General features: G+C 59.5%; 21 protein-coding genes. 14 read left to right on the forward strand and 7 right to left on the reverse strand.

The features are described 5' to 3' along the window. Positions 1–85 precede the first annotated feature (85 nt). The 4 genes from WCX49_RS04925 to WCX49_RS04940 are packed head-to-tail and all read right to left on the reverse strand — an operon-like array spanning position 86 to position 5,588. A complete protein-coding gene (locus WCX49_RS04925; protein WP_345986786.1) occupies positions 86–1,798 on the reverse strand; it encodes an efflux RND transporter permease subunit in 1,713 nt (570 codons plus the stop codon). Continuing rightward, the gene (locus tag WCX49_RS04930; RefSeq protein ID WP_345986470.1) at positions 1,798–3,396 is read right to left on the reverse strand and encodes an efflux RND transporter permease subunit; all 1,599 of its coding nucleotides are present in this window, start codon (positions 3,394–3,396) and stop codon (positions 1,798–1,800) included. The genes WCX49_RS04925 and WCX49_RS04930 overlap by 1 nt, the downstream gene beginning before the upstream one ends. 9 nt (positions 3,397–3,405) lie before the next feature. Beyond that, on the reverse strand, positions 3,406–4,200 hold the full coding sequence (locus WCX49_RS04935; RefSeq protein ID WP_345986471.1) for an efflux RND transporter periplasmic adaptor subunit: 795 nt from the start codon (positions 4,198–4,200) through the stop codon (positions 3,406–3,408). Beyond that, positions 4,197–5,588, reverse strand: a complete 1,392-nt coding sequence (locus WCX49_RS04940) for a TolC family protein (RefSeq protein ID WP_345986472.1) — start codon at positions 5,586–5,588, stop codon at positions 4,197–4,199. Before WCX49_RS04940 ends, WCX49_RS04935 begins: the two co-directional genes overlap by 4 nt. 267 nt (positions 5,589–5,855) lie before the next feature. Here WCX49_RS04940 and WCX49_RS04945 point away from each other — a divergent pair, with 267 nt between their 5' ends. Genes WCX49_RS04945 through WCX49_RS04955 form a run of 3 tightly spaced genes read left to right on the forward strand, consistent with a single transcriptional unit; the run spans position 5,856 to position 8,351 of the window. Further along, positions 5,856–6,452 (forward strand): hypothetical protein, encoded by a 597-nt coding sequence (locus WCX49_RS04945; RefSeq protein ID WP_345986473.1) that lies wholly within the window; start codon positions 5,856–5,858, stop codon positions 6,450–6,452. After that, on the forward strand, positions 6,449–7,522 hold the full coding sequence (locus WCX49_RS04950; RefSeq protein ID WP_345986474.1) for a hypothetical protein: 1,074 nt from the start codon (positions 6,449–6,451) through the stop codon (positions 7,520–7,522). Before WCX49_RS04945 ends, WCX49_RS04950 begins: the two co-directional genes overlap by 4 nt. 7 nt (positions 7,523–7,529) lie before the next feature. After that, complete coding sequence (locus tag WCX49_RS04955) at positions 7,530–8,351, forward strand: tyrosine-type recombinase/integrase (RefSeq protein ID WP_345986475.1); 822 nt, start codon at positions 7,530–7,532, stop codon at positions 8,349–8,351. Positions 8,352–8,365: 14 nt separating this feature from the next. On the opposite strand, the gene WCX49_RS04960 is transcribed toward WCX49_RS04955, so the two are convergent. Further along, positions 8,366–9,037, reverse strand: a complete 672-nt coding sequence (locus tag WCX49_RS04960; RefSeq protein ID WP_345986476.1) for a M15 family metallopeptidase — start codon at positions 9,035–9,037, stop codon at positions 8,366–8,368. Positions 9,038–9,196: 159 nt separating this feature from the next. Between WCX49_RS04960 and WCX49_RS04965 the strand changes: the two genes are divergently transcribed. The 11 genes from WCX49_RS04965 (at position 9,197) to WCX49_RS05015 (ending at position 16,948) form a co-directional block, all read left to right on the forward strand. Next, positions 9,197–9,691: a c-type cytochrome gene (locus WCX49_RS04965; protein ID WP_345986477.1), complete on the forward strand. Its 495-nt coding sequence runs from the start codon at positions 9,197–9,199 to the stop codon at positions 9,689–9,691. A gap of 128 nt (positions 9,692–9,819) precedes the next feature. Beyond that, positions 9,820–9,999, forward strand: coding sequence for a hypothetical protein (locus tag WCX49_RS04970; protein WP_345986478.1), 180 nt, complete (start codon positions 9,820–9,822; stop codon positions 9,997–9,999). Positions 10,000–10,039: 40 nt separating this feature from the next. Continuing rightward, on the forward strand, positions 10,040–11,128 hold the full coding sequence (locus tag WCX49_RS04975; RefSeq protein ID WP_345986479.1) for a radical SAM protein: 1,089 nt from the start codon (positions 10,040–10,042) through the stop codon (positions 11,126–11,128). A gap of 79 nt (positions 11,129–11,207) precedes the next feature. Further along, positions 11,208–11,741, forward strand: coding sequence for a YbhB/YbcL family Raf kinase inhibitor-like protein (locus WCX49_RS04980; protein ID WP_345986480.1), 534 nt, complete (start codon positions 11,208–11,210; stop codon positions 11,739–11,741). Between the two features lies 1 nt (position 11,742). Continuing rightward, positions 11,743–12,363: a DUF2238 domain-containing protein gene (locus WCX49_RS04985; RefSeq protein ID WP_345986481.1), complete on the forward strand. Its 621-nt coding sequence runs from the start codon at positions 11,743–11,745 to the stop codon at positions 12,361–12,363. Further along, positions 12,356–13,291 carry a GGDEF domain-containing protein gene (locus WCX49_RS04990; RefSeq protein WP_345986482.1) on the forward strand — a complete coding sequence of 312 codons (936 nt, stop codon included), beginning with the start codon at positions 12,356–12,358 and terminating at the stop codon, positions 13,289–13,291. The genes WCX49_RS04985 and WCX49_RS04990 overlap by 8 nt, the downstream gene beginning before the upstream one ends. 37 nt (positions 13,292–13,328) lie before the next feature. Beyond that, positions 13,329–13,685, forward strand: coding sequence for a hypothetical protein (locus tag WCX49_RS04995; protein ID WP_345986483.1), 357 nt, complete (start codon positions 13,329–13,331; stop codon positions 13,683–13,685). A gap of 117 nt (positions 13,686–13,802) precedes the next feature. After that, on the forward strand, positions 13,803–14,426 hold the full coding sequence (locus WCX49_RS05000; RefSeq protein WP_345986484.1) for a type III pantothenate kinase: 624 nt from the start codon (positions 13,803–13,805) through the stop codon (positions 14,424–14,426). After that, a complete protein-coding gene (gene hisG / locus WCX49_RS05005) occupies positions 14,420–15,037 on the forward strand; it encodes an ATP phosphoribosyltransferase (RefSeq protein WP_345986485.1) in 618 nt (205 codons plus the stop codon). The genes WCX49_RS05000 and hisG overlap by 7 nt, the downstream gene beginning before the upstream one ends. Next, entirely contained in the window at positions 15,027–15,707 is a 681-nt protein-coding gene (locus WCX49_RS05010) for a class I SAM-dependent methyltransferase (RefSeq protein WP_345986486.1), read from the forward strand. Before hisG ends, WCX49_RS05010 begins: the two co-directional genes overlap by 11 nt. A 44-nt stretch (positions 15,708–15,751) precedes the next feature. Beyond that, complete coding sequence (locus WCX49_RS05015) at positions 15,752–16,948, forward strand: hypothetical protein (RefSeq protein ID WP_345986487.1); 1,197 nt, start codon at positions 15,752–15,754, stop codon at positions 16,946–16,948. Here the strand turns inward: WCX49_RS05015 and WCX49_RS05020 are convergent. Beyond that, on the reverse strand, positions 16,930–17,760 hold the full coding sequence (locus tag WCX49_RS05020; RefSeq protein ID WP_345986488.1) for an iron-binding protein: 831 nt from the start codon (positions 17,758–17,760) through the stop codon (positions 16,930–16,932). The genes WCX49_RS05015 and WCX49_RS05020 overlap by 19 nt on opposite strands. After that, entirely contained in the window at positions 17,757–18,188 is a 432-nt protein-coding gene (locus tag WCX49_RS05025; RefSeq protein WP_345986489.1) for an iron-sulfur cluster assembly scaffold protein, read from the reverse strand. Before WCX49_RS05025 ends, WCX49_RS05020 begins: the two co-directional genes overlap by 4 nt. Between the last annotated feature and the right edge of the window lie 109 nt (positions 18,189–18,297).

Below are 18,297 nucleotides of genomic sequence, written 5' to 3' on the forward strand. Positions count from 1 at the left end.
AAGTTATGTAATGAAGTGTGGGTATCGCAGTCGGGATGCATTGATGATTGAAGGGTGTGTGCCGCAGGGGCACACGGCATGAGGCCTACGGTTCGTAGACGGAGACGGCTTTGCGCTCTTTGAAGCCGAAGTGGCGTTCAAGGTCGGCGTTGTGCAGCAGGACCGGCACGACGAGCAGCGACGCGGCGACGGCGGCGATGGTGCCGAAGATGAGCGCGACACCGAGCCCGCCGAAGACGGCGTCGCTGGCGAGCAGGGTCGAGGCGAGGATGATCGCCGTCGCGGTCAGGAAGATCGGCTTGGCACGGGTGGCGGCGGCGTAGGCGAGCGCTTCCGTCTTGTGCATCCCTTTCTCGTGCATCAGCGACTTGGTAAAGTCGATGAGCAGCAGCGAGTTGCGCGAACTGATCCCGATCAGGGCGATGAAGCCGATCAGCGACGTCGCGGTCAGGAAGAAGGTGTCGGCGCTGAAGAGGTCCATGATCCAGTGGCCCACGATGACCCCAATGATGGAGAGGAAGCTTCCCAGCAGGACGATGCCGCTGAGCGTAAAGCTCTTGTAGTAGACGACCATCAGCAGGAAAATGAGCACGAGCGCAGCGATGAAGGCCCCGCCCAGGTCCCGGAAGGTGTCGAGGGTGACTTCCATCTCGCCGTCCCAGTGCAGCTCGTAATGGCTCCCCGTCTTTTTGTCCGTGAGGGAGAGGTCGAAGAGGCCCGTCTTCTCGATGTCATACTGCTCCGAGAGGGTGTCGAGGATCGTATGGCGTGCGTCCATCAGCGGGTAGACCTGGGAGACCATGTCCGTTTCGGCGACGACGTTGACCATCTGGTGCAGGTCCTTGCTCATGATCATAGGGTTTGCCTGCGTCGGGATGATGTCGACGACCTCGGTCAGCGGCACGAGCAGGCCGTTGCTGTTCATCAGGCGCAGTCCCGAGAGCTTCTGTTCGAGGGCGCGCTTGTCCTTGCGGCTGAAGACCTTCGACTCCGGGCTCAGCGTCAGGAAGATCGGGATCTGCTCGTTGATCGTTTCGCTGTTCTTGACGGCGATGTCCATCCCCTCGAAGGCGAGGTAGATGATGTCGTTGACCTGCTTGATGGTGAGGCCCGAACGGGTGATCTTCGTGCTGTTGACCTTGAGGTCGAAGCGGTCGTAGATCTCGTCGGCCATGACGTCGATGTCGACGAGCCCCGCCGTCTGGTGGAAGATCGCGGCGACCTTGCCGGCGAGGTCACGGATACCCGCGGTGTCGCTGCCGTAGATCTCGGCGACGATGGCGGCCAGGGTCGGCGGTCCCGCCGGCGGTTCGACGAACTTGATGTTCGTGCCGGCGACGACGGGCTGGCACGCATCCTGGATCAGGGGGCGCATCCGCTGGACCATCAGGTAGGAGGGTTCGTCGCGGTCATGCTTCTTGGTCAGGTTGACGACGATCTCGGAGACGTTCTCCGCGTTTTTGAAATGGCTGCCTTTGATGAGGCCGGCGAAATCGAGCGGTGCACCCATACCGAGGAAGGTCTCGGTGTCGAGCACCTCCTGCTCTTTTTGGATAAAGGAGGTGACGCACTGGCTTACCGCCGTCGTCTGGCGCAGGGAAGAGCCGTTGGGCAGATCGACGTAGACGGTGAAGGTGTCATTGTTCTTGCCCGGCAGCATCTTGGCCTTGACGATCTCGGTCGGCGCGATCATCAGCACCGAGATAATAAAGGCGACGAGGGTCACGATCAGGATCATTTTCTTCTGGCTTCTGCTCTGCAGCAGCGCCGCGATGAAGGCTTCGAACTTCTGGAAGATCATTTATGGCCTCCTTGGTGTTTCGCATGGTCGGGGCGGTGCATCATCCGCTTGGCGAAGTAGGGGGTGAAGATATAGGCGACAAAGAGCGACGCGATCAGCGCCACGGGGACGTTGGCCGGAATCGGCTTCATGAACTGCCCCATCATGCCGCCGACAAAGGCCATAGGGACCATGGTGAGGATGATGGCGAAGGTCGCGATGTTCGTCGGCGGCCCGATCTCGTCGGTCGCCTCGACGAGCAGATCGTCCTTGGGCATGTCCGCCGACTCTACCGAGTGGAAGTGGCGGTGGATATTCTCGATGACGATGATGGCCGCATCGACCAGGAGCCCCAGCGAGAGCAGGAAGGCAAAGAGCGTGATCCGGTTGATCGTCTGCCCGGTGATATAGGCGATAAAGAGGGTGATCGCCAGGATGGCCGGGACGGTGAAGGTGACGATGAGCGACTCGCGCCACCCCAGGACGAAGACGAGCAGGATCGCGATGATGACGATGGAGATGATGAGGTGGAACACCAGCTCGTTGACCGCCTCGTTGGCGCGTTCGCCGTCGTTGCGGGTGATGGAGTATTTGATCCCCGCTTTTTCGAGAATCGGCTTGTAGTTCTCGAGGGCCTCTTTGACCTCGTCGGCGATGACGACGGCATTGGTCCCCTTGAGCTTGGAGATCGTCAGCGTGACCTGGTCCTGAAGCGGGGAGAAGGCGTCGCCGTCGCGGACGCTGATGCTGGCGGAACGGAAGTTCTGGATATCGTAGCCGTCCTCGACCTTGGCGACGTCGCGCAGGTGGATCGGCGCCCCCATGTACTGGGCGACGATAATGTCCTCAACGTCCTGGACGCTTTCGATGGCGTTCTTGACGCCCATGATGACGATCTCGCCCTCTTTGGTGCGGTTCTTGACTGCCGGGACGTTGTAGGCGAGGGCCTGGACCGCCTGGGTGATCTGCCCCAGCGAGAGGTTGTAGCCGGAGAGCTTGTTCAGGTCGACGAGGATGTTGTACTGGTGCTTATGCCCCCCTTTGAGCGCCGTGACGGCGACGTTGGGCAGGCCGTTGATGGCGTGCTGCAGGTTCTTGACCGCATCGTAGAGCTGGGTGTCGTCCATCTTGGCCGGGTCTTTGGCGTAGAAAGCGACGGAGACGATCGGGATGTCGACGTCGATGTCGAGCGGCTTGATCACCGGCTGCATGGCATTTTCGGGGAAGATGTCGGCGTTCTGCATGATCTTGTCGTAGACCTTCAGGTTCGAATCCTCTTTCTCCTCGCCGATGTAGAAGGCGGCGTTGACGATGCCGACGTTGTCCATCGCCATCCCCATGATGTGCTCGATGCCGAGCACCTCTTTCATCTTGCGCTCGAGGGGGCGGACGATGACGTTCTCGACCTCCTTGGCCGTGGCGCCGGGCAGGGCGATGATGACAGTAGAACCGCTGACGACCATCTGGGGGTTCTCCTCGCGGGGCATGATCATCAGCGAGAGGTAGCCGATGGCGAGCAGGGTGATCCCCAGGATCATCGTCAGGGGGCTGTTGATGAAGTAGCGGGCGAGTTTACCCGCGTAGTCCTTGGGGGTGTAGGGTTTGTGTGTCTGCATCTGCACTCCTTACGGGATCGTGACCGTAGCGTACATTCCCGGGTAGATCGGGGCCTTGGAGGTCGTTTTAAAGGCGATCTTGACGCGGAAAGTGTGCGTCATCGGGTTGGAGCTGGGGATGATGGCGCTGACGGTGCCGGTTGTCAGCAGCCCCACGGAAGGAACCTCGACGGCGACCTTGGTACCGTAGGGGACCTTGGAGAGGTCGCTTTCGGCGACTTCGATGGCGATCTTGAGGTCGCTCAGGTCCGCCAGGACGAACGCCGGCATCCCCGGCATCGCCATCTCGCCGACTTTGATGTTCTTGGCGATGATGACGCCGTTGTTCGGGGCCTTGATGCGGAGGTACTTGTACTGGTTGTAGACTTCGGAGAGCTGCGCCTGGGCCTGTTCCACCTGCTTTTTGCTGATGGCGACCATGTCCTCCATATTCTTCGCGGCGAGTTCAAGGTTCTCGACCTCGTACTGGCTCACCATGTTCTTTTCCAGGAGGCGCTTGTAGCGTGCCAGGTTGAGACGGACGTTGCTCAGCTGGTTCTGGTTCATCTGCAGGGCGAGTTCGGCCTGGGAGATCCCCAGCTCGACGCGCGCTTTCGCGCTGTCGACCTCTTTGGAGTCGATGGTGTAGAGCAGCTGCCCCTTCTTGACGCGTTCGCCCTCAGCGGCACCGACTTCGGTGACGAAGCCCATGTAGCGGCTCGTGATCATCTTCTGGTTGTCGGAGATGACGCTCCCGGCGACGGTCAGCCCGTCGGCATAGAGTGCCGCCGCACCGAGGATAAAAGTGAGAAGCAGTTTTTTCATTGTGTGACTCCGTTGGCAAGTTTTTCGAGGGCAAAGACCCGTTCGGTCCGTTTGTTCTTGACTTCCAGCAGGGCGAGGACCTTCTCAAGCTGCTGGGACTGTTTGATGACGACGTCGCTCATGGAAGCGATCTGCTCGCGGTAGCGCGCTTCGTAGCTGGCGTAGATCTCGTTGGCGAGGGCCAGCTCTTTGGAGAGGGCGTCGATCTCGTAGTCGAGAGATTTGATCTCGGTGTGGATCTTGTCGACCTGGAGGGCGATCCCTTTTTTGGCGAGGTCGATCTGGGTCTTGGTCTTGAGGGTCTCGATACGGGCCTCTTCATAGGCGGCATAGTCGCTGCCGCCGGCGAAGAGGTTCCACTTGAGCTGGACGCCGACGGTGTAGGAGCCTTTGTCGGCGGCATAATGCTCGAAACTGTCGGCGGCCGTTTGGACATCGGCCTGAAGGCCGACCATCGGCAGGTAGTCCGACAGGGCGACATCCTGCATGCTTTCGCGGATTTTCAGACCCGTCTGCGCCCGCTTGACGTCGATGTTGGCGGCGATGACGTCCGCCGTCTCGAGCGGCGGCAGGGGAACGTCGGAGCCGGGCAGGGTGATGGCGCTGACGGGCTGGTCGAGCAGGAAGCTGAGGTAGTGGTAGAGCAGCGCCTCGTTCGCTTCCATCTGGTGGATGGAGCGCGCGACGTTTGATTTTTTCGCCTGGACCTCAAGCAGGTCGGTGCGTTTGGCATACCCCTCCTTGATCATCGACTCCGTCATCGCTTCAAGGGTACCGATGTTGTCGTAGATCGTCTTCAGGTTGGAAAGCGCCTCGTCAAGCAGGCGCATGTCGTAGTACGCCTTGCGGGTTTCGTAGATCTTCTCGTTGAGCAGCTTCGTTTTGTCCAGGCGCTTGAGGCGTTCCATTCCCTCGGCCGCTTCGACGTAGGCACTGATCTTCCCGCCGACGTAAAGGGGCAGGGTGTACTGCAGTTTGCTCTGGAAGAAGTTGCGGTCGGCGGGGTAGTTCAGCGCTTCCGGCGGCTGGGTATACATGGCGTCACAGGCGCTCAAATCACCGCCCTGGCAGGCGGCAAAGTTCCCCATGAACTCTTCGGCACCGAAATCGCCGAAATTCGCTTCGCGCCCGGTCAGTTTGAAGCCGAAGACGTTGCCGGCATCGTCGGAGCGGGCGATGTTCTGGATGAAGTCGAGGGAACCCCAGTGCTGTCCCCCGGCCTGGGAAGCGCGCTCATGCGCACTCTGTACGTCGTAGGTCGCGGCTTTGATCTCGAGGTTCTGTGCCTTGAGCAGGTCGATGGCTTCGTCCAATGCCAGGCCCCCGTTTTGGGCCGTCGCAGCCGCGAGGCTGAGGGCCGTAGCGCAGAGCAGAGTTGCCAGTTTCATGATAGCGGTCTCCTTGTTTTTTGCGAATGTTATAAAAAAGTTATAAAAATTATGAGCTTGCATTATACACTACACGATCTTAATAATTGTAAACACGCCAGCAGAGTATTGCAGCTGAGAGCATAGGAAAATCTTATCACAATATTCACAAGCTTTCCATTGAAACGACCCGCCCCCATGCCCGTTACCGTCTTTTTACTCTATTTAAGCTACACTTGCACCATCTTACGGAAACGCCCATTTGGGCGGTGTATCAGAGGAGTGCGGGTGAGTCTCAAAGAGAATATCACGATGGTCAAGGAGGAGCTGAGCACGGAGGAGCAGTTCTTCGAGCAGGCAGTGAAGACCGAACGGTTCGTCAAAAAGTACAAGAAACCGCTGATCGCGGCGGTCGCGGCGGTGGCCCTCGCCGTCGTCGGTACGGCGGCGTATGATGCGTATGCCGCTTCCAAACGCGATGCGGCGAACGCTGCTTATATGACCCTGCAGTCCGACCCGGCCAATGCGGCGGCACAGCAGACTCTCAAGGCCAACGCTCCGATGCTGTATGACGCGTGGAGCATGTCCGAGGCGATCAAGAGCGGCGACGTCAAGACGCTGCAGGCGCTTGCGTCCTCCCCGGCGGCGGAAGTCTCCGACGTCAGCAGCTACGAAGCGGCGGCGATTGCCGGCGACGCCAAGGCCCTGGGAAGCTACGGCTACCGCCAGGGTGCGCTCTATAAAGAGATGGCGCTGATCGATGAGGCCGTCTTGCTGATGCAGTCGGGCAAAACAGACGAAGCACACCGCCGCCTGCAGATGATCGGGGATCAGTCTCCGCTCGCCCCGCTGGCGGAAGCGCTCTCGCACTACGGCGTGAAATGATCAAGCAGGCTTCTCTCCTTCTCGTCGGTGCGATGCTCGCTTTTTCGGGCTGCAGCAACAAGGAGTACTACACGCCGGAGCAGACGGTCAACGACTGGCCGGTCTGTAAAACACCGAACAATTCGGCGGAAGCCATTGTCGGTGAACGGCCGAAAGTCGACGACGTCCCGGCCTGGCCGACCTGTAAGCGCGCCGGCGTCCAGCTGGTTTCCAAAGGGGCGCATGGGGCCGTGGCGCGCCAGGGCCAGGTCGTCGAAAAAAGCGGTGTCAGCGGCTACAAGGTCCCCGACGGCGAGCGTTTCCTCGGCAGCAGCGGCGGCTGGTTCCTCTCGACCGGCATCGACGGCAACGTCACGCTGCACAGCGCTGAGGGCAACGAGACGAAACGTCTGGCACTGGAGAAGACCGTGGCCGCTGCCGCCGTGGAAGGCGACTACCTGGCCGTGCTCTTCTCCAGCAACGACCTGGGGATCTACCGCCTCTCGACCGGCAAGAGCTACTACAAGCTCCCCGGGACGCCCGCGACGGCGGTCGATGTCCGCATCGCCAACCCCTATTTCCTCGGGAACCTTGTCGTCTTCCCGACGCTCGACGGGCGCCTGGTCGTCGTCAACTACGAGCAGAAGGAGCTGCTGCGCTCGACGGTGGTCAGCACCGAGACCTATTTTGACAACGTCTTCTATTTTAAAGTCATCGGCGATACGATGGTCGCGGCGACCCCGAACCGCCTTTTCTGCCTGAGCGACAAAGAGCGGCGCGAAAAGCTCGACCTCCGCGACGTTGTCTTTGACGAATCGGGCATCTGGGCGGCCACGAAAGAGGGCGATGTGATCCACCTTACGACGGCACTGCAGCCGGTGGCCAAGCAGAAATTCCCGTTTGCGCACTTCCTGGGAATGATCGTGGGCAAAGAGAAGCTCTACCTCCTGGAAAAAGAGGGCTACCTGATCGTCATGGACAAGGCGATGACGCAGACGGAGGTCTACAGCATCGCCCTGGACGACGGCATCAGCTTCACGGGCGAGAAAGCCTTCTACGTCCGCGACAAGATCATCTCCGTCGAGGAGTAGCATCGGCGTGTCCGGTCCGCTCGAAGCCTTTATCGAATACATCACCGTTACAAAGGCCCTCAGCAAGCGGACGGTCGAGGCTTACCGCTCCGACCTCGAACAGCTCGAGAAGGCGGCGGAACGTCCGCTGCTCTCCCTGGAGACCGCCGATGTTCTGAAACTGCTCGGCGGGATAGCCAACAAACGTACCCTCAACCGCAAACTCTCCTCGCTCAACGCCTTTTTCGCTTTTTGTCATTCGCGCCGCTTTACGGCGGAGGCGGAGAAGTTCGCACTGGCGAAGATCCCCAAGCAGCTGCCGAAGTTTCTCAGTTACGATGCGATCGAACAGGGGGTTGCGGCCATCGGTACCGAGAAGTGGACGGACCTGCGCGACCGGGCGCTGATCCTGTTCCTCTACGCGACGGGGGTGCGCATCAGCGAGGCACTGGCCGTCGAGCCCAGCGATTTCGAAGGGGAGTGGCTGCGGGTACGCCACGGCAAGGGGGAAAAAGAGCGGCTGGTCCCCGTTGCCGAGGCGGCACGCCGCCTGATCGACCGCTACCTCGAAGCGGTACCCTTTGAGCGCAACCAACTCTGGCTGAACCACAGGGGCAAGCCGCTCAGCCGCGTTTCCGCCTACAAGATTACCCAGAAATACCTCGGCGTCTCGCCCCACGTCCTGCGCCACTCCTATGCGACGGCATTGATCATCGGCGGGGCGGACCTGCGGGTCGTCCAGGAGCTGCTGGGGCACGCTTCGCTGCTGACGACGCAGGTCTATACTCATGTCCAGAAACAGAACCTCAAAGAGACCGTCCTGCGTTACCACCCCTACAGCAAATCCTGACGGTCACGCCCGCACTAGCGGACGGGAAAATCGAAATAGCGCCCGGGGAAGGGTTCATTCACAAGCGTAAAGTGCCACCACTCCTCTTGAAGCGGCCGGAACCCGGCGCGGGTCATCACGCCGCGCAGAAGCAACCGGTTTGCACGCTGCTGTGCGTTCACCGCCAGACTACCGGGCCAGGACTCCGGCCCGAAAAAATCGAACCCCGTGCCCATGTCCAGTTCCCTGCCGCTTTCACGGTCGATCAGGGTCAGGTCGACCGTGCTGCCGCGCGAATGCCCCGAACGGGCCGCGATATACCCCTCTTTGAAGAGCACGCTTTTGGCGACGCGCGGATAGTAGCGCGCCTTCATTTTCGTATCACCCAGATCCTTGGCCCAGCGTACGAAGTGGTCGACGGCGCGCTGGGGACGGTAGCAGTCGAACACTTTAAGGCCGAGGCCGAAGGGGGCAAGGGCGGCATCGGCATTTGAGAGGGCCGCTGCCGCCGGGCGGGTCAGGTAGCAGCGGGGGGCTTCGTAGCCGTCGATCCGCGTGCCGACGAAGTTGTCGGTCGTGAAGTAGCGTGCCTCGACGGCGATTCCGGGGGCGGCACTGTCGATCGCGACGAACGCCTCGGGCATCTCGTCCGCCCGCAGGGGAAGGGTGAGAAACATCGCCAGGAACAGCCGGGGGAGGGATGCCATGCGTCAAACCTTTTTCGGCCATTATAACAGCTCTTTTGCATGCATGAAGCAGCCTCCGTGGTGCCATTATGAATAATTCAAACTAATATCCACGTCCCGCACTGATTAAGAAAGACGGGAATATAATGGATACTTATCACATTTTTGTAAGGAATTTCCATGCACTGCTCAGGATTGAAACATGGAGCCGCCTTTGCCGTCTCCATACTGGTATTGGGTGCCTGGCCGCTCGCTGCTGAAGGGGGAAAAGCCGACATCGAACGCGGACGCTACGTGGCAACGATGATGGGGTGCAATGACTGCCATACCCCCAATTACATCATGGCCGAGGGGAAGGTGCCCGAAGCCCTCTGGCTGACGGGGAGCCCGTTCGGGTGGCGCGGCCCCTGGGGGACGACCTACGCGACGAATCTCCGCATGCGCCTGGCGGGGATGACGGAGGATGAATGGGTGGCCAAAGCGAAACAGCTCAAAGCACGCCCGCCGATGCCGTGGTTCAACCTGAACCAGATGAAAGAGGAGGATATGCGGGCGTTTTACCGCTATGTCAGGCACCTGGGAGCCGCCGGGGCGGAAGCACCGGCCTACGTGCCGCCGAATGAAGAACCCAATCCGCCTTACGCGACTTTCCCGTCGCCGCCGCCGGCAAAGTGAGTGTGGCAGCTAAGCGAACAGAAAATGCATACGAGCGTGCGGAAAAATCCGGGGAAAAGGGGGGCAATGGTCCCGCGGCTCCCCGGTTCCCAAAATTATCAAAGAAGAGGGTCGTAATGTCTCAGAAAGTGCAAATCACAATCGCGGGTCTTCCGGAGGGTGCCGTCAGCGCCGAAACCATGCAGAAAAAGATCTTGAAAAACATCGTTGCCGAGATCAAGTCAGCCAACATGGACGGTCTGAACCCCTTTGACCTGGATATTGATGCCGGTCTGGATGTCGCAGTCGAAATGACACCGGGCGCCTGAAAACGTTTGCTGCAGCCTCCCGCGGGAGGCTAAAGACGCCATGATCGCCACGCTTGTACTGAAACTGACCGAAACGTGCAACCTCGACTGCACCTACTGCTACATGTTCAACTCCGAAGACAAGACCTATACGCGTGTCCCGAAGTATCTGCCGCTCGAGACAGGTCTGCAGGTCCTTGACCATATCGGCGCCTACCTGTGGCGTCACCCCGGACACCGGATCCGCCTGGTACTGCACGGCGGCGAGCCCTCCCTGTGGCCCGAATCGTCCATGACGCCTTTCCTTGAAGCCGTCGCCGCGCTGCGCAATGAGACGCAGCGGCTCAGCCTCGGGTTCCAGACCAATCTGTACGACTACGATGCGGGGCTGCTCTCACGCGTCGCGGCGGCGGGCGGTTCCATCGGGGTGAGTCTCGACGGGCCGGGGCGCTACAACGACCGGCGGCGGGTGACGAAGGGCGGCAGCGGGAGCTATGCCCGGGTTGCGGAAAACCTGCGCCGCCTCGAAGCCGACGGATTGCTGGACGCTTTCGGCGGGGTGCTCAGTGTCGCGGACCCGGAGATCCCGCCCGAAACCTACCTGGAGTGGGTCAGGACACTGCCGAAAAAACGGGTCAGCGTCCTCTGGCCTATCCACTACAACCACGACGCGCCGCCGCAGCACGACTACGGGGCGTGGTACGCCGAACTTTTCCGGCGCTGGAGCGAGGCGGACGACCCGTCGATCGATATCCGGATCTTCCGGGACGCCATCAAACGGATGCTGGGCTCGGCACACCACGGCGACGGCGTCGGCGGCGACCGTCTCAACAGCATCGTCGTCAATACCGACGGGCAGTATGAACGCCATGACTACCTGCGCTATTTTGCCGACGGGGCGGTGCGGACGGCGTATAACGTCCGGGAACACGGCCTGGAAACGGCAGAAAACGATGCGGTCATCCGCCGCTGCGCCGACCTGCGCGATGCGCTGCCGGAGGAGTGCAGGATCTGTGAGCACTCCGAGGTGTGCGGCGGCGGCTTTGTCGCCAACAGGCTCGGCGGTGCGGGGGTCGATTTTTCGCGCAAATCGGTGATGTGCGGCGACCATCGGCGTTTTTTCGACGCGGTACGCTCCTATCTCGGGTGAAGTCCGTCGGCAGCAGAGGGATACACCACGTTTCTACAGTATAATGGATGACGTCTGAACTACTGTCAAAGGAGTCATCATGAAAGTATTGACGGGTCTATTGCTGTTGGCCGCGACATGGCTGTATGCGGGGAATTTCACGCTCAAAAGCAGTGATCTGCAGGGGCAGCTGACCATGAAAGAGGTCTTTAACGGATTCGGGTGCAGCGGACAGAACGTTTCACCGTCCCTGAACTGGGAAGGTGCCCCCGATGGCACGAAGAGTTTCGCCGTGACCGTTTACGACCCGGACGCGCCGACGGGCAGCGGCTGGTGGCACTGGGTCGTTTTCAACCTTCCCGCTGCCGTCACCTCCCTGCCTTCCGGGGCCGGGAACGACGCCAAGGGGCTGCCGAAAGGTGCCGTGCAGAGCATGACGAGCTTCGGGCAGGCCGGCTTCGGCGGCGCCTGCCCGCCGGTCGGCGACCGGCCGCACCGCTACGTTTTCACGGTCTATGCCCTCGACGTCGCCGCACTCGACCTTGACGCTTCGGCGATGCCGGCGCTGGTCGGTTATATGCTCAATGCCCATGCGATCGCCAAGGCATCGCTGATGGCTTACTACGGCCGTTAGTATGGGGCGCCGTGCGGGGGCGGTATGGATCGCGGTGTTTGCCGCTGTCCTGCTCTGGTCCGGGATCGCACCGAAAGACCGCCTGACCTGGGTACTGGAAGTGGCTCCGGCGCTCATCGGTTTCTTCGTACTGGCGGCAACCTACCGCCGTTTCCCTTTGACGCCGCTGCTTTACTGGCTGATCCTCGTCCACTGTATCATCCTCATGGTCGGCGGCCACTACACCTATGCGGAAGTCCCGTATTTCGACGGGTTCTTGCAGAGCGCGCGCAACAACTACGACAAGCTCGGCCATTTCGCGCAGGGGTTCGTTCCGGCGCTGATCGCACGGGAAGTGATCGTCCGCCGGGAGGTGATCCGGGGCGAGAGGTGGCAATTTTTCTTCATTATCGCTTTCTGCCTCGGACTGAGCGCATTTTATGAACTCATCGAGTGGTGGGTCGCGCTGCTCAGCGATGAGGCTGCCGATGCCTTCCTGGGGACGCAGGGCTATATCTGGGATACGCAATCGGATATGGGGTATGCCCTTTTCGGGGCGCTCTCTGCTCTGCTGTTCCTGCGCCGTTGGCACGACCGTCAGCTGCAGCAATACATTTTCGGCAGAGGGGTGATAGGTGGTTGACAAGGCGCAGCTTCATACGCAGGTTTTCCACTCCCTCAACGAGCAGATCGCCGTGATCGACAGCCGCGGGACGATCCTGGAGGTCAATGCCGCCTGGGAGCGCTTCGGGAAGCAAAACGGTCTATCTGATACCTTCGCCTCCGTCGGGTGCAGCTACCTCTCTGTGCTGGAGACCTCGATCCTATCCGGCGATACCCTGGCCATCGAGGCTTCCGCGGGGATCATGGATGTCGTCATGGGGCGGCGGGAGGAGTTCCGGTACGAATACCCCTGCCACAGTCCGGAGCAGAAGCGCTGGTTCATGATGCATGTCTCCCCGCTGTACGGAAGTGAAACGACGATGTTCGTGATCGCGCATTACGATATTACGCAGCGCTACCTGGCCGAGGAGCATGCCGCATTTCTTTCGCAGCACGATCCGCTGACGGGGCTGGCAAACCGGCGGCGTTTCAGCGAATTTGTCCAGGAGGCGATCCGGCGGGACGCGCGCAGCGGGCAGTCGGTAACGCTGCTGGAGCTGGATCTGGACAATTTCAAATCCTTCAACGATGCGCTGGGGCACCCCGCCGGTGACGACTGCCTGGTGCAGGTTGCCGCGGTGCTTAAAGAACACACCCGCCGACCGGATGACCTGGCGGTGCGCCTGGGCGGGGACGAGTTTGCCATTGTTCTGGGCGGGGACAATACCGACGCCCACCAAGAGATCGCCGAGACGATCCGCAGCGAGATCGAGGCGCTGGAGCTGCTGTTTGACAACGGCAGCAGAAGTGTCACGGCGAGCATCGGGGGCGTTGCATCGCATCCGGCGCCGGGCGAGCGGGTCGAAACCCTGCTGGCAGCGGCCGACCGGATGCTCTACCGGGCCAAAACTCAGGGGCGGAACCGGGTCGTCTTCGAACGGCTGCCGCAATGGCATGCCGACAGCTGATACGATTTTGCAACGCTTCATGCGCTATAATGGCGCTATGAAAATGCTCCATTTCGAAGAGACACGCACCATGTTCAAACCCATTATCGACCGCCTTAACGCCAAAGGACTCATCTATAAAAAACTGGATGAAGTACCGCCCAAAGCGCTGGGGATACGCAACCAGATCCGTCTCTTCAACGCCACGGACCGCCAGGGGTATTACACCGCGATCTTCGTCGTCGCCCAGAAGAGCCGGGTCGTAATGAAAGATGTCGAGAAGTTCGAAATCATCCTGCGCAAGCTGGAACTCTACGTCGACCATGCCTTCAAACAGCGGGTCCTGATGCTCGACGCACCGCTCTGCTCCAAAGCCGAAGCCGCCTTCAAGCAGCAGGGGTGGAAGCTTATTTAATGATACGCTGCAGGAGCGAAGCCCCTGCAACTACGTTGACACTCCGTCCGCTTCGGCAGCGGGCCCTTGCGCCATTGGCGCTTTATTCGCTCCATTGAGTTAAGGTGGAATCTAACAATGCTTTTATGTGATATCGGCAACACCTCTTTCCATTTTTACGACGAAGAAAACGGGCGTGACTATAGAGAACCCGCCGCCACGTTTGACCCCGCCGAAGTGACCGTTCCCGTCTATTACATCAACGTCAACGCCGCGCTGCAGCCCCGCCTTGACGGGCTGGAAAACTGGACCGACCTGCGCACCTCGATTGCGTGGGAAGATTACTATGCGACGATGGGCATCGACCGCGTCGCGGCCTGCGAAGCGGTGGAAGAGGGGGTCATCGTCGACACGGGCAGCGCCATCACGGTGGACGTCGTACGCGGCGGTCGTTTCGAGGGGGGATTCATCTACCCGGGCGTTTCGGCGCTTTCAGAGACCTACCGCCGCATCTCGCCGCGGCTGGACAGCTCATTCAATTTTGATATGCAATTGGATAAAATGCCGAAAAATACGAAAGATGCGATCAGTTACGGCGCACTGGGACTGCTGGCCCGCGAAGTGCGTACATACGGCCTGCCGGTCTACCTCACCGGCGGGGACGCATTGAAGCTCATGCCGCTGTTCGGCGCGCCGAACCATGAACCGCTGCTGCTGTTTTCGGGCATGAAAAAGATCATACAAAAGGCTGGACTATGTTGACCGTCGCGCTGCCCAAGGGCAGAATCGCCAAAGAGACCCTCGAGATTTTCGAGACGATTTTCGGAGAGAAGTTCGCCTTCGACGACCGCAAGCTGATCCTCGACACACCGAATTTCCGTTTCCTGCTGGTACGCAACCAGGATGTGGCGACATACGTCTACCACCAGGCCGCCGATATCGGCGTCGTAGGGCTGGACACGCTTGAAGAGCAGGGCCTCGATGTCATCCGCCTGCTGGACCTCGGACGCGGCTACTGCCGGGTCGCCATCGGGATGAAACAGGGCGAAAAACTCGACCTCACCAAGCCCGAGATCAAGGTCGCGACGAAGATGGTCAATATCACCAAGCGCTACTTTGCCGAACGCGCCGTTGCCGCCGATGTGATCAAGCTCTACGGCTCCATCGAATTGGCCCCGCTGGTCGGACTGGCGGATATGATCGTCGATATCGTCGAAACGGGAACGACGATGAAGCAGAACGGCCTGGAGGTCGTCGAGGAGATCATGGAATCGACGACGCACCTGATCGCGAACAAGAACAGCTACTTCGAGAAAAAAGCGGAGATCCTCGACATCTACGAGAAGATCAACAAGGTGATCAGTGAGTCTTGACCTCTACGCGAAAGCGGAACACCTGCTCGGCATCGAGGAGTCGACCGAGCGGCTGCACGACCTCTATATCCAGACCCTGAAAAAGTACCCGGTAAAAACACTGCTCGACATCGGCTGCGGCCGTGGTTTCCTGATGGAAAAAGTGCAGGAGCTCGGCATGGTCTGCACCGGCATCGACCAGAGCGCGGTGATGGTCGACGCTGCGGCGGCCAAAGGATTGACGGCCGCGAAAAAAGGGATTTGTGAAGTCGAAGGGAGCTACGACGCGGCGGTGGCTGTTTTTGATGTGCTCAACTTCCTGGACAAGGACGGACTCTTCATCTTTTTGCAGTGTGTGGCACAGCGGCTCAACCCCGGCGGGATCTTTATTGCCGATATCAATACCCTGCACGGCTTCACGGATGTCGCCGAGGGGACGATGACCAACGAGGATGAGAACCATTTCCTGACCGTCGACGCCTATTTCGAATCCGAGGAACTGCACACCGAATTCACCCTCTTTACGAAATCGTCGCCGGAGTGCTGGGTGAAAGAACAGTCGGAGATCGTGCAGTGGTTCCATCCGCTCAAACGCTTCCGCAATGTCCCGAACCTCAAACTGACCCACTACAAAAATATCTCACTCTACGACACGAACGACAAAATGCTGCTGGTGTTCCAGGCGGTCTGAACCGCCCCTGCGTGAAAACGGCGCCGTAATGTTATACTCTTGGCATGAAAATGCCGGGGCACGTTAACCTTTTTCTGTTTCTCATCGTGGCGCTGTTCCTGTCTGCAGAGGAGGAGCCGTCCTCTTTTCCGTCCGTCTTTGACGCCCCCGTTCCCGAATGCAACTGCTCCGCGCTCGTCAATGAAGTCAATGTCCGCCGTGCGATCCATATGCATTTATGGAGAGAGCGTCTGGATGAGAATAAAGGGTGGCTGGAGAGCGGCATGGAGTATGTTGACGCGTTCCATGCGGATGTGACCCAGAAAGTGCATGTGCTCTCGGCCAATGCAGATGTTCAGATTCTCAGCTGGAGCGGCGGCGAAACGAAAAAAAAGCGCCACAGAGTCCCGCGGGACGGTAATGCCAGTGAAGGACTCTCGGGCTACTTCAACCGGCTGTTTCATGATGACACCTACCTCTACAGCAATGAAGGGAGTTACCTGATTCTGCGCGGAGGGCTTGAGTACAACGAGAAGGCGGGTGAATCGTTTCTCAACAGTATCCGGTTCGCGATAAAACTGCCCCGTACCCAGGATAGGCTGCAGATCTTTATCGGGGATCCGTTGGCGGATAAAGACAAAGATGTCGTTTCCGAAAACGGGCAGGTCGACGAGACAACCGGGGTGGGAGCGCGCTACTTCATCCCGGATGCCGTCAAGAACCTGAAATCAAGCGTTTCCGCCGGTTTTCGGGGGGTGACAAACCCTTTCGTTCAGTGGCGCGTCGAATACCCTATGAACTTTTATGACTGGCTCATCCGGCCGGTACAGTATGTGGACTACTCCGTCAAACGAAAGTTTTACGAAGAGAGCGACCTCTATTTCGACCGGCGGATCTCAAGAGAAGAGATGGTACGTCTGCAGCTGCAGCGCTCCACCGAGACCGACAAGGTCGGCATGGGATATATGGGGGCGATCTCCTACTTCAAGACCCGGCGCTTCGGCGCGGGGTTCCGGACCTATGTGTCCGCATCGGGGCGCACGGAGGTTGATACTGCACTGAGCAGTGACACGAACAGCAGCGCCGCCCAGATGACACCGGGCATTTACCGGTACAGCATCGGGGTCGGCTGGAAACAGTCGATCCTGCGGACATGGCTCTTTTATGAGATCAACCCCCGGATCGATTACGATATGCAGTATAACTGGGGACCGAACTACGTCTGCCGGTTCTGGCTGGAGATCTATTTCGGCGATACCTGAGCCAGCAGTTTTTTCATCAGTTCGATATGGTAGCTCTCCTGGAAGTTGATGAAGTCGAAAAAGGCGGATAGTTCCCCATCTTTGACCGCCTCGGCGAGGGAACGGCACTGCTCCTTTGCATTCTCCTCTTCACTGATGCCGTTTCGGATAAACGCCTCGATGTCGGTGATCTTGTAGGTCTGTTCATGCAGGGGACGGGGCAGGGCGAGGATCCCCATCTTCGCCATCATATTCCCGAACGATTTGAGGTGGAACTGGGATTCGTCGATAAGGTCCTGGTAGATGTCGCGCTCCAGAAGATCACGGCTTTCATTCTGCATATAGGCGTAAATAAGAATCAGTTCGTACTCTTTGTAGGACTCCTCGAACAGGAAAAGGGTAAGGGCATCGGTCTGCGCGGAATCAAGCGTTTTGCCCGGCAGGGTACGGTGGCGGTCGAAGGCCGTAATGGGCGTATTGCTGCCGGGACGCGCACGCAGTGCTTCCAGCCTGGCGATGAGGTATTCGTCGTCGGTGGTCATCCGTGCCGAAAGCGGCGAATCGGGATAGAGGGCCATGGTCGATTTGACGGCGGCAATGAGGGTGTACAGGGCATCGGCACTGTCGGCGGGGCGGCCCAGATCGATGTCGCGGTCATAAGTGTAGGCGGTACCGTTCTCGGCCAGGTCGCGTGCGATCCAGCGCAGGTGCCTGAAGGCGATCTGGGCGTGGTCGTAGAGTTCGGATTTGACCGCCTCGTCTTCGATCATAAAGGAGCTGAAAAGCACGTTGAGCCAGAGGGCGTGTTTGCGTTCGAAGATCGCCGGGGTCATTCCTCCTCCTCCGTCGCACAGCTGCTGGTGATGGGGAGTTTGTGAAGCTCCTCTTCCCCTCCGGCCGCACGGTGGGCAAGGTTCTGCAGGGCGGCTTTGAACGCGGTGAGCACGAGTTCGGAGCAGGCCCGCTGTTTTTCGGGGGCCCCGGCGACCTGCTCCTCCATGCTGTGCATGATACGGATCGCCTCGTCGACGCTCGCGCCCTTGACCATTTCGGTGAAAACGGAACCGAGCACGACGGTATCCTGGCAGCCGTTGGTCGCGAAGGCGATCTCGCCGACGGTTTTGGGATCCTGCCCGAGGTAGAGGATGACGTACTCGCCGCTGCGGTCGTCATAGCCGAGGCCGACCCCGCCCGGTGTCTCCAGTTTGCCGTAGTTTTTCGGCTGCATCATATGTTCGATAATCTCTTCGCTGAGTTCCATCCGCGCCCCCTGTGTACACTTCTTGTGCTATTATTCTAACCTTAAATACTTAGAGGGAGCGCCGTACAGGACGCTTCTGCCAAGGAGATGCCCTGAGCCGCCGCAAACC

The sequence above is a fragment of the Sulfurimonas sp. HSL-1656 genome (genome assembly GCF_039645585.1).
Taxonomy (GTDB): domain Bacteria; phylum Campylobacterota; class Campylobacteria; order Campylobacterales; family Sulfurimonadaceae; genus Thiomicrolovo; species Thiomicrolovo subterrani.

Excerpts from the sequence above, each read along its gene's own strand:
- WCX49_RS04930 (WP_345986470.1), bottom strand. The coding sequence starts at position 3,396 with ATGCAGACACACAAACCCTACACCCCCAAGGACTACGCGGGTAAACTC.
- WCX49_RS04935 (WP_345986471.1), bottom strand. The coding sequence starts at position 4,200 with ATGAAAAAACTGCTTCTCACTTTTATCCTCGGTGCGGCGGCACTCTAT.
- WCX49_RS04940 (WP_345986472.1), bottom strand. The coding sequence starts at position 5,588 with ATGAAACTGGCAACTCTGCTCTGCGCTACGGCCCTCAGCCTCGCGGCT.
- WCX49_RS04950 (WP_345986474.1), top strand. The coding sequence starts at position 6,449 with ATGATCAAGCAGGCTTCTCTCCTTCTCGTCGGTGCGATGCTCGCTTTT.
- WCX49_RS04960 (WP_345986476.1), bottom strand. The coding sequence starts at position 9,037 with ATGGCATCCCTCCCCCGGCTGTTCCTGGCGATGTTTCTCACCCTTCCC.
- WCX49_RS04965 (WP_345986477.1), top strand. The coding sequence starts at position 9,197 with ATGCACTGCTCAGGATTGAAACATGGAGCCGCCTTTGCCGTCTCCATA.
- WCX49_RS04975 (WP_345986479.1), top strand. The coding sequence starts at position 10,040 with ATGATCGCCACGCTTGTACTGAAACTGACCGAAACGTGCAACCTCGAC.
- WCX49_RS04980 (WP_345986480.1), top strand. The coding sequence starts at position 11,208 with ATGAAAGTATTGACGGGTCTATTGCTGTTGGCCGCGACATGGCTGTAT.
- WCX49_RS04985 (WP_345986481.1), top strand. The coding sequence starts at position 11,743 with ATGGGGCGCCGTGCGGGGGCGGTATGGATCGCGGTGTTTGCCGCTGTC.
- WCX49_RS04995 (WP_345986483.1), top strand. The coding sequence starts at position 13,329 with ATGAAAATGCTCCATTTCGAAGAGACACGCACCATGTTCAAACCCATT.
- WCX49_RS05000 (WP_345986484.1), top strand. The coding sequence starts at position 13,803 with ATGCTTTTATGTGATATCGGCAACACCTCTTTCCATTTTTACGACGAA.
- hisG (WP_345986485.1), top strand. The coding sequence starts at position 14,420 with ATGTTGACCGTCGCGCTGCCCAAGGGCAGAATCGCCAAAGAGACCCTC.
- WCX49_RS05015 (WP_345986487.1), top strand. The coding sequence starts at position 15,752 with ATGAAAATGCCGGGGCACGTTAACCTTTTTCTGTTTCTCATCGTGGCG.
- WCX49_RS05020 (WP_345986488.1), bottom strand. The coding sequence starts at position 17,760 with ATGACCCCGGCGATCTTCGAACGCAAACACGCCCTCTGGCTCAACGTG.
- WCX49_RS05025 (WP_345986489.1), bottom strand. The coding sequence starts at position 18,188 with ATGGAACTCAGCGAAGAGATTATCGAACATATGATGCAGCCGAAAAAC.